Source organism: Castellaniella sp. (assembly GCF_041675725.1).
Classification (GTDB): domain Bacteria; phylum Pseudomonadota; class Gammaproteobacteria; order Burkholderiales; family Burkholderiaceae_B; genus Castellaniella.
On the sequence record NZ_JBAYTI010000087.1, the window covers coordinates 1 to 8,796 of the forward strand.

General features: G+C 66.9%; 7 protein-coding genes. 6 read left to right on the forward strand and 1 reads right to left on the reverse strand.

The window, feature by feature from the left end; translation table 11 throughout:
- The 6 genes from WCZ84_RS12890 to WCZ84_RS12915 all read left to right on the forward strand — a co-directional run.
- The coding region (locus WCZ84_RS12890) for a S8 family serine peptidase (RefSeq protein ID WP_372686684.1) at positions 1 to 1,425 on the forward strand (1,425 nt) is incomplete at its 5' end.
- A gap of 236 nt (positions 1,426 to 1,661) precedes the next feature.
- On the forward strand, positions 1,662 to 2,537 hold the full coding sequence (locus WCZ84_RS12895) for a hypothetical protein (RefSeq protein WP_372686685.1): 876 nt from the start codon (positions 1,662 to 1,664) through the stop codon (positions 2,535 to 2,537).
- A gap of 1 nt (position 2,538) precedes the next feature.
- A complete protein-coding gene (locus tag WCZ84_RS12900) occupies positions 2,539 to 2,943 on the forward strand; it encodes a hypothetical protein (RefSeq protein ID WP_372686686.1) in 405 nt (134 codons plus the stop codon).
- A 64-nt stretch (positions 2,944 to 3,007) separates the two neighbouring features.
- Positions 3,008 to 4,192 carry a sialidase family protein gene (locus WCZ84_RS12905; RefSeq protein WP_372686687.1) on the forward strand — a complete coding sequence of 395 codons (1,185 nt, stop codon included), beginning with the start codon at positions 3,008 to 3,010 and terminating at the stop codon, positions 4,190 to 4,192.
- Positions 4,189 to 7,812 (forward strand): hypothetical protein, encoded by a 3,624-nt coding sequence (locus WCZ84_RS12910; protein WP_372686688.1) that lies wholly within the window; start codon positions 4,189 to 4,191, stop codon positions 7,810 to 7,812. Before WCZ84_RS12905 ends, WCZ84_RS12910 begins: the two co-directional genes overlap by 4 nt.
- The gene (locus WCZ84_RS12915; protein WP_372686689.1) at positions 7,809 to 8,348 is read left to right on the forward strand and encodes a hypothetical protein; all 540 of its coding nucleotides are present in this window, start codon (positions 7,809 to 7,811) and stop codon (positions 8,346 to 8,348) included. Before WCZ84_RS12910 ends, WCZ84_RS12915 begins: the two co-directional genes overlap by 4 nt.
- Positions 8,349 to 8,434: 86 nt before the next feature.
- Here WCZ84_RS12915 and WCZ84_RS12920 read toward each other — a convergent pair.
- The coding region (locus WCZ84_RS12920) for a hypothetical protein (protein ID WP_372686690.1) at positions 8,435 to 8,796 on the reverse strand (362 nt) is incomplete at its 5' end.

Sequence of the window (8,796 nt, forward strand, 5' to 3'; positions counted from 1 at the left end):
GAACTGGCGAAGAATCCCGATGTGGTCTCGGTGGAGCCGAACCTGCGGATGTACTCGGCTGCATTGCCGAACGATCCGCACCTGCAATACCAGTGGGGCCTGCTCGGGCCAGCGGGCGGCATCAATGTGGAACCGGCGTGGGGGCTGGCCGGGACCAACGGCGTCGTGATCGCGGTGATCGATACGGGCCGCACCCTGCATCCCGATCTGGATGCCAAGACGCTGGCCGGCATGGACATGATTTCCGATCCGAACAACAGCCGCGATGGTAACGGGCGCGACAACGATCCCACCGATCAGGGCGACTGGAACACGGCAGGCCAGTGCGGGCCGGATGCGCCGCAGCGCAACTCCTCCTGGCACGGCACCCATGTGGCCGGCATCGCGGCGGCCATCACCCACAACAGCGAGGGCATCGCCGGCACCGCGCCGGGCGCATGGCTCCAGCATGTGCGCGTATTGGGCACCTGCGGCGGCAACCTGGCCGACATCGCCGATGGCATCGTCTGGGCCAGCGGCGGCAACGTCCCCGGCCTGCCGGCCAATGCCGGCCCGGCGCGGGTGCTGAACATGAGCATCCAGGGCGTCAGCGCCTGCGGCCCCACCTACCAGAACGCCATCAACAGCGCGCGTTCGCGCGGCTCGGTGGTGATCGTGGCGGCAGGCAACCATGCCATCCCTTCCTCCGAATCCACCCCTGGCAACTGCCAGGGCGTGGTCACCGTGGCCGCCAACGGCCCGGCCGGCACGCGCGCGGTGTATTCCAACTACGGCCCGGCCAACGACGTGTCCGCGCCGGGCGGGGACAGCAGCAGCTCGCAACTGGACGGCATCCTGTCCACCATCAACCTCGGCACCACCGTTCCGGCGGCGGCTCCGGAGGGGGCCGGTTACGACATGATGGACGGCACCTCGATGGCCACGCCCTACGTGGCCGGTGTCGCGGCGCTGATGCTCTCGCGCAACATCAACCTCACCCCGGACCAGATCGCCAACCTGCTGCGCAATACCGCGCGCCCGTTCCCCACCTACTTCGGCGGCGGCGGTGGCACCGGCATCGTGGATGCGGGCGCGGCGCTGGCCGCCGTGGCCGGTGCCAGCATCACCCAGTATCCGGTCAGCCTGGCCCTGCTCGGCGCAGGCCAGGGCAACGTCACCAGCGCCCCGGCGCGGATCAACTGCGGCAGCGCCGGGGCCGCCTGCTCGGCACGCTTCAACGCCAACAGCACCGCCACCCTCACCGCCGTGCCTGCGCCCGGCCACAGCTTTGCCGGCTGGCTCGGAGCCTGCACCGGCACCAACCCCGTCTGCACCCTGACGATGAATCGCGGCCACGCCGCCCATGCCGTGTTCCTGCCCGGCGGCGGTGGCGGCAACGGCATCTTCTGCGATGGCATGGAAGCCCAGCCGCAGGCGTGCCCGTAGGTCGCGCCTGCGTGCGCGACGGGGCGATCGGGGGTGCCCCCCCTTCTCCCCAACCCCTCTCCCGCACGAGGAGAGGGGCTTTGGGTTCGGAGCATCGGCCATGGGGGAATGCGGCTTCAATCGCCGCCCTGACCAGAATTTTACCGCTCTTTTACCGAAACTTGACCGTTCTTTCATGACGTTCGCGGGTTTTCTGGCGCACGGTGGCGGCTCCGATCCTGACAGATGGAGTGCCCATGTCCCGCCTTGCCCGCTTCCGCCGCTGCGCCATCGTGCGCGTCGCATCGCTTGCCTTGCTGCCCGCCGGGTTTGCCGCCCACGCCGGCGAACTCACGATTCCTCACAGTTTTTCCGCCGGCACACCGGCACAGGCCGCGCAGGTCAATGCCAATTTCGCCGCCACCAGAACGGCGGTGAACGACAACGATGCCCGCATCGCCGCACTGGAAACGCACCTGGCAGCGCTGCAATCCCAGGTGGCGGCACTGCAATCCCAGGTGGCCGCCATCGAGGTCAGTGCCGTGATGGCGCTGGAACCCTACGTTTCCCTGGTCGATGTCCCGGACCCCAACGATGCAGGGGTGAGCTACGCCACCATCCGGCTTACCGGGGTGAACCTGCAAATCAGGAACGGGATCAGCCCTTACGCGACGACCCCGAACGGATTGGGCAACCTCATCATCGGCCACAACAGACTACACACGGGCACCGCCGGCTCGCTCTACCGGTGTTCGGATGGCGAGTACGACGATGGGCCGAACTGCGTGTTCAACGGCGGCACCTGGGCCGTCAACCATCGCAGCGGCTCGCACAGTCTCATCGTCGGTGAAAGGCATCGTTACAGCGCCTTCTATGGCGTGGCTTTTGGCGAAACCAACTCCGTGACAGGCAATTACGCCACGGTGACGGGTGGGTTCGGCCATATCGCCAGGGGCCGGCATGCAGTGGTTTCCGGAGGCTATATGAATGAGGCCAGTGGCCAGTACTCCAGCGTAAGCGGCGGCCAAGAGAACACGGCCAGCGGCGACAAGTCCAGCGTGAGTGGCGGTCGCCACCGTTCGACAACAGGGCAATTCAACTGGCGCGCTGGCACCTTGTCGGAGATCAACTGACATGCGCCGCGTCCTTCTCGCCGCCGCCGCGCTGGTGGCCGCGCCTGCCGCGGCCACGCCGATCTTCCAGGATGGGTTCGAGGGCGATGCGCCGCCGTGCTGCACGCTGGGCGGCCAGGTGGCCGGCCTGTCCGGCAGTGGCCTGGTGCTGCGCCTGCAAACCACTGCGGTGGACGAAACCCTGCCCATCGGCGGCAATGGCCCGTTCCAGTTCAGCGCCCTGCTGACGCCGGGCACGGCGTACAGCGTGAGCGTGCAGAACCAGCCTTCCGGCCAGGCCTGCACCCTGGATCAGGCCAGCGGCACGATGCCGCCCGCGCCGGTGACCGATGTGCAGGCCAGTTGCGCGGCGTTGCCGAGCGGGCTGGTCTGGAACAGCGGCACCTGGGGGGAAAACTGGCAGTGAATGCGCCGGTGCCTTCGTGCCGATGGGCTGCCTGGGTTGAATCATGAGATTTCGAGGTGATGAGATGAGAATCCTTGCGTGTTTTTCCGTTGCTGCAATCGCCGGCGTGCTGGCGCTGTGTGCGAGCCTGCCGGTGGCAGCGCAGTTCCACGATACCTGGCTGGTGAGCCAGCACACCTGCCCTGGCGGGAGCGGCACCGATGCCCTGTTCCAGGACCCGGATGGGCGCATCTGGGTCGGCTGCGGCTCGGCGGCGACGGGCTACGGGCTGTCGGTGAGCTACGACATGGGGGCAAGCTGGGAGCCGCCGCAGGCAACGCCCGCCGGCATCCTCAACGAGTTCCGGGTCAGCTCGATCAGCCTGGGCCGGGACGGCCACCTCAAGATCGCCGGTTTCGACGCCACCACCAAGAACATGGTGCTGAGCCTGGATATTTCCGGCACCCCGGCCCCAGGTGCCGTTTATGCCGCAACGCCGGTGCTGGTGGGCGTGGCCCAGGTGGGGCGGCAGTTCCACGTGGGCACGTACCGGGAAAAGCACAACCGCTCGATGGCCGAGGCGCTCACAGGTGCATCGGTGCTGCATGCCCCCGACGGGACGGGCAGCAGCGCATCGGACTGGACGACGATGAGTCCCGGCGGCCAGATGACCGATCTGGTGGTGCACGACAACCGCTTCTGGGCCACCGGCAGCACCATCAGCGAGCCGCCGACGTTGTTCCTGCCGCCGGAAAACCAGAACGCCACCGCCCCCATGACGCCGGCCGTGCCGGTATTGCCGACATCCTGGAGCGGCGAACTCTGGGGGCTGGCGGTGAATGGCCAGCGCCTGGTAGCCACGGGCGTTCACCAGGGGCCGACGCGGGGAAAAATCCTGGTCAGCGGGCCGGACCCGCGCGACATGAACGGCTATGCGGAGGTGGATATTTCCGCCGCTGTGCTGGGTACGCCCTCGGTACGCACCTGGGGGCGCGGGGTGTGCATGCGGGGCGACACCGTGGTGGTGGTGGGCGAACGCCGGCCGCTGTCCAGCCATACCGGCCTGGTGCTGCTTTCCGGCAATGGCGGAGCCGGCTTTTCCGACATCACCCCGGACGATGTGGACAGCACCGTGTCCAAATGCCTGTTCATGGCCGATGGCTCGCTGCTGGTGGCAGGTTCCGGCGGATTCGTCGGCGTGCTGCCGGCGGACGCGGGAATTTTCGCCGATGGCTTCGAAGGCCCGTTGATCTGGAGAGAAACACCATGACGAACCGAAGGATATTCCAAGGGCCGGTGGCCTGGCTGGCGCTGCTGCTGGCCTTCGCCGCGCCGGTGGCGGCCCTGACCGAGGACGACGGCTACCAGCCCAGCCCCAACGGCCCGGTGCACAGCCTGACCAGTACCGCCCACGGCACCCTGGTCGGCGGCAACTTCACCAGCATTGCCGGGTCACCGCGCTCGCGCCTGGCGATGCTCGACGCGGCTGGCCGGAACACCTCGTTCTTCGCCGGGCCGAATCTGAGCGGTGGTGACGTCAACGTCAGCCTGCTGGCCGGCGGTACGGATCTGGTCATTGCCGGCAGTTTCAACGGCCGCATCCAGCGCCTGGACGGCGACGGTGCGCTGCTGTCGCCGTGGTTCAGTTCCAATCCTGATGGCGATATTCACGCCCTGGCCGAAAAGCCCGATCCTGTGACCGGCAACTACGGCGTCTACATCGGTGGCAGTTTCGCCAACGTCGGCGGTCAGGCTCGAACCGGCGTTGCCCGCCTGAACTACAACGGCCAGCTCGATACCGGCTTCGTGCCGCCGGATTTCAGCGGCAGCGTGCGCGCCCTGGCGGTGCAGGACGACGGCAAGCTGCTGGTGGCCGGCAGCATCGGCATTGCCGGACAGATTCCGGCCCGGCGCCTGTACCGGCTCAATGAGGACGGTTCACTCGACAACGGCTTTCAGGCAGCGGGACTGGCCAGCGGTGTGCGCACGGTTCAGGCCCTGCGGATCGAGGACGATGGCCGCATCCTGGTTGCCGGCGAGGTCGACGGTGATGGCTTTGTCCTGCGCCTGAACGCCGACGGCAGCCTGGACGGGGACTACGAGCCGCCCAGCCTGAACGGCCCGGTCTACGCGCTGGATCTGCTGCCCGACGGCCGCGCCCTCATCGGCGGCGATTTCACCAGCGGCGTGGGCCCGCGCAGCCGAATCGCCCGCCTGAACGAGGACGGCAGCGTCGACAACGGCTTTGCCCTACTGGTCACCCCCAACGCCGCCGTGCGCGCGGTGCTGGTGCAGGACGATGGCGCGGTGCTGCTCGGCGGAGCCTTCAATCAAATCGGCGGCCTCGGCCGCAACCGCCTGGCGCGGCTGGATGCGCAGGGGCGGGTGGATCAGCTTCTGGAAGCAGGCCTATTCAATAATCAACCGAGGGCGATTGCGGTACAGAGCGATGGCCGGGTTCTTGTCGGGGGGAGGTTTTTTGATATCAACGGCGCCAGCCGAAGACATCTGGCACGCCTGCATCCCAATGGCGCCGTGGACAGCAGTTTTGCGCCCATCATCAGTCGCACTGTTGAAGCCGTGGTCGTGCAGAGGGATGGGCGAATCCTGATTGGCGGGGGCTTTGAAAGGGTTAATGGCGTGGCCCGTTATCGACTGGCCCGGCTGCATCCAGATGGCAGCCTGGATACCAGCTTTCAGGCGGGTGCCAACAACGACGTCTCCGCGATCCATGTCCTTGATGACGGGAAGATTCTAATCGGCGGCTATTTCACCCAGGTCAATGGCGTGGCCCGTCAACGACTCGCCCGGCTGCATCCGAACGGCGCGCTGGATACCAATTTCAATCCCAATTGGAATCAAACGGAGTCTCCAGGTTATGTCGTTGCAATTGCTGTGGATGACAATGGTTGGGTGTTCTCGTGTGGTATTGGTCAATCCTCCTCGCGTCGTCTCGCCCGCTTCACCCCGACCGGTCAGCTCTGGACGAGTTTTGACCCGACGTTCATCGGCCAACATCCTCAATGTTGGTCGATCGTTATGGCCGTAAATAACGTTGCTGCAGGGGGGGACTTTAGATACTCATTCGGTGGTACGCAGCGCGCCTGGTCCATGATCGATCAGGACGGCAACCATACCGTGACAAGTCCTTTCGGTGGCGGCCGGATTTATTCGGTCCAGAAAAGAGGAAACGGCTATCTCACTGTCGGCAAACTGATTATTGATGGGGAAGATCAAGCGGTTGCTCTGCTTAACGCTGCCGGCAATGGCTTGCAGACGGGCGTGCAACCGTATACTTCGGGGGAAGTAACGTATGAACCACTCGGCCTGCAGATGACCGCCGACGGTCGAATTCTGGTCGGGCGTTCGCTGAATGCTGGTGAATACTTCCTTGTCCGTCTCGCCAACCCCGACGGCCTGCCGTTGCGCCAGCGTATTGTCTGGGGCACACCGGGCAACCCCGAGCGCCTGGTCTGGGACCGCATGACCGGTTTCGGCTCGGCGCCGGCGCTGCTCGGTACGCCCCGAGTGCTGGTCTCGCAGACCTGCTGCGATGAGGACGACTTTGCGCCGGCCGCCGGTGGCGGCTGGATGAGCCGCGACGGGGACGACTGGCGCCTGGAGGGGTTTGCCGGCCTGCCGGGCAAGTTCTACGTGCGCATCGAGTACCGCGCCGGCAACTCGAAAGGATCCTCCACCTTCCTGACCCCCATCCAGCGCTTTTATGGCGAAGTGCCGCCCGCCACGCCCACCGCCGATCTGGCCCTGAAGCTGGTGCCCAATCTGGACGAACTGCAAGTGGCCCCCGGCGATATCTTCATCGCCAGTTTTCTGGCCAGCAATGGCGGCCCGGATACGGCCACCCAGACCGGGGCGCAAATCGACATCCCGGTCGGCTACACCCTGCTCGGCCACAACGCCGGTTCCGGCACCGATTTCATCGTCGAAGAAGGCTTCTGGAAGGTCAACAACCTGACCCCAGGCCAGGGTGCGCAACTGGAATTGCAGTTGCAGGTCACCCAGGAGCGCGGCCATACCCTCAGCGGCGCCTTCCACGGCCAGCAATTCGACCCGGACCACAACAACAACCTGACCGAGGCCACGCCGGAGGTGCTGTTCAGCCGGTCCGATCTCAAGCTCGCCCACACGGTGGACCCGCAGTTCGCGCTGCCGGGCCATGAGGCGATTTTCGAGGTGCTGGTCGAAAACCTCGGCCCGGACCCGGCCAGCGGGGTGGACGTGAATTACCTGCGCCCGACCGGTTACAGCTATGCCAATCACAGCGCCAGCCAGGGCAGCTACAACTCGGCCAGCGGCCTGTGGCAGGTCGGCACGCTGGCGGCCGGGCAGTCGGCGACCCTGCTGGTGCGCACGCAGGTCAACGGCAGCGGCGGTTTCACCAGTTCGGCCCAGGCCAGCAGCCATTCCGAAGACCCCGATCCCTTCAACAACCTGGCCTTTGCCGCCGTCGATCCGTTCACCGACCTGGTGCTGGACATCCAGGCCGACACGGAGGCGGCCACCCTGAACGAGCAGGTGATGCTGACCATCACGATCGACAACAACGGCCCGCGCGAGGCCGATGCGGCCAGCGTGCTGCTCGAACCGCTGGCCGGCGGCCTGATGCCGGTCGATCACTTCGTCACCCACGGCGACTACGAACCGGTCACCGGGGTGTGGAGCATCGGCCCCCTGGCCCCGGGCGAACGCGCCGAAATGCAGTTCGAGGGCCAGGTGATCGTGCTGCAGGACACGGTGATGGCCGCCACGGTCGGCAGCGATGCCTACGAACTGGTGCCCGGCGACGAAAGCGGCAGCGTGACCATCCTCTACGGCCAGCCCGGCGGCGGCGCGATCTTTGCCGATGGCTTCGAAGGAGCCACGGAATGAATCGCTGGATGGCGCGTGTGAAAAAGGAACGCCCGGCCGACCTGGCCGGGCAGACGCTGGTCGCGGCCAGTTATTTCCAGGGGCTGGGCAGCGCTGCGGCGCAGTTGACCTACGGGCTGGCCAAGGCCGCAGGCGAACTCAACCCGCTGATGTCGCGCGCGGATGCCGAACAGCGCGCCGCCAGCCAGTCCCAACAGGTCATCGCACGCACGCGCGAGGGCTTCCACCGCCCGCCCGGCTCGCTGGCCGCCGGGTTCCCGGACAGCAAGGGGGTGCTGGCGGTAACCGACAGCCTGTTGTTCGTGTTCGGTTACCACCAGGGTATTTTCCGCACCCGCATCGAGGCTCCGCAGGTCTGCATCGCGCTGGAAGACCTGACCGGCTGGTCGCATGTGCGCGGCAGCTTCGCCTGGACCCTGAACCTGTCCTTCAACGACGATTCGGATGTCGGCCTGGACCTGCCCATCGCCAACCGGCCAGGAGCGTTCATCGAGGCATTGGGTATTCCGCAGGCAGCCGCGCCGTCGGGGACGTAGGTCGCGCCTACGCGCGCGGCGTGGCGAGCGTGGGTGCCACGCCGTCGGGGACGTAGCCCCGACCTGCGCCGGGGGAGGTGCCCGGGTTACATCGGCAAGGCGTCGTGCGGCAAGGCGATACCGCGTGTTTGCAGGATGGCGCTGGCGCGGCTGGCCGCTGCGCCGCCGCGCAGCAGGTCGGCGCGCAGGGCGAGCAGTTCGAAACCCTGGTGGCGGGCGCTGGCGGCGACGCTGCGCAGGGCGTCGTCGCGGCCCTGTTCGCGGATGGCGGCGCGGACCAGTTCCATGCGCAGGGTCTGGTGCGCGTCGGCGTGGGTTTCGCGGATGGGTTCGAGGCGGTCGAGCAGGGCCAGGGCGGCCTGGTGGCGGTGCTGGGCGGCCAGGACGGCGGCCAGGCTGATGCCGGCCTGCATGGCGTTGCCGAGTTTTCCGGCCTCCAGCAGGGCGC

Coding starts and splice junctions, on each gene's coding strand:
- WCZ84_RS12895 (WP_372686685.1), top strand. CDS start 1,662: ATGTCCCGCCTTGCCCGCTTCCGCCGCTGCGCCATCGTGCGCGTCGCA.
- WCZ84_RS12900 (WP_372686686.1), top strand. CDS start 2,539: ATGCGCCGCGTCCTTCTCGCCGCCGCCGCGCTGGTGGCCGCGCCTGCC.
- WCZ84_RS12905 (WP_372686687.1), top strand. CDS start 3,008: ATGAGAATCCTTGCGTGTTTTTCCGTTGCTGCAATCGCCGGCGTGCTG.
- WCZ84_RS12910 (WP_372686688.1), top strand. CDS start 4,189: ATGACGAACCGAAGGATATTCCAAGGGCCGGTGGCCTGGCTGGCGCTG.
- WCZ84_RS12915 (WP_372686689.1), top strand. CDS start 7,809: ATGAATCGCTGGATGGCGCGTGTGAAAAAGGAACGCCCGGCCGACCTG.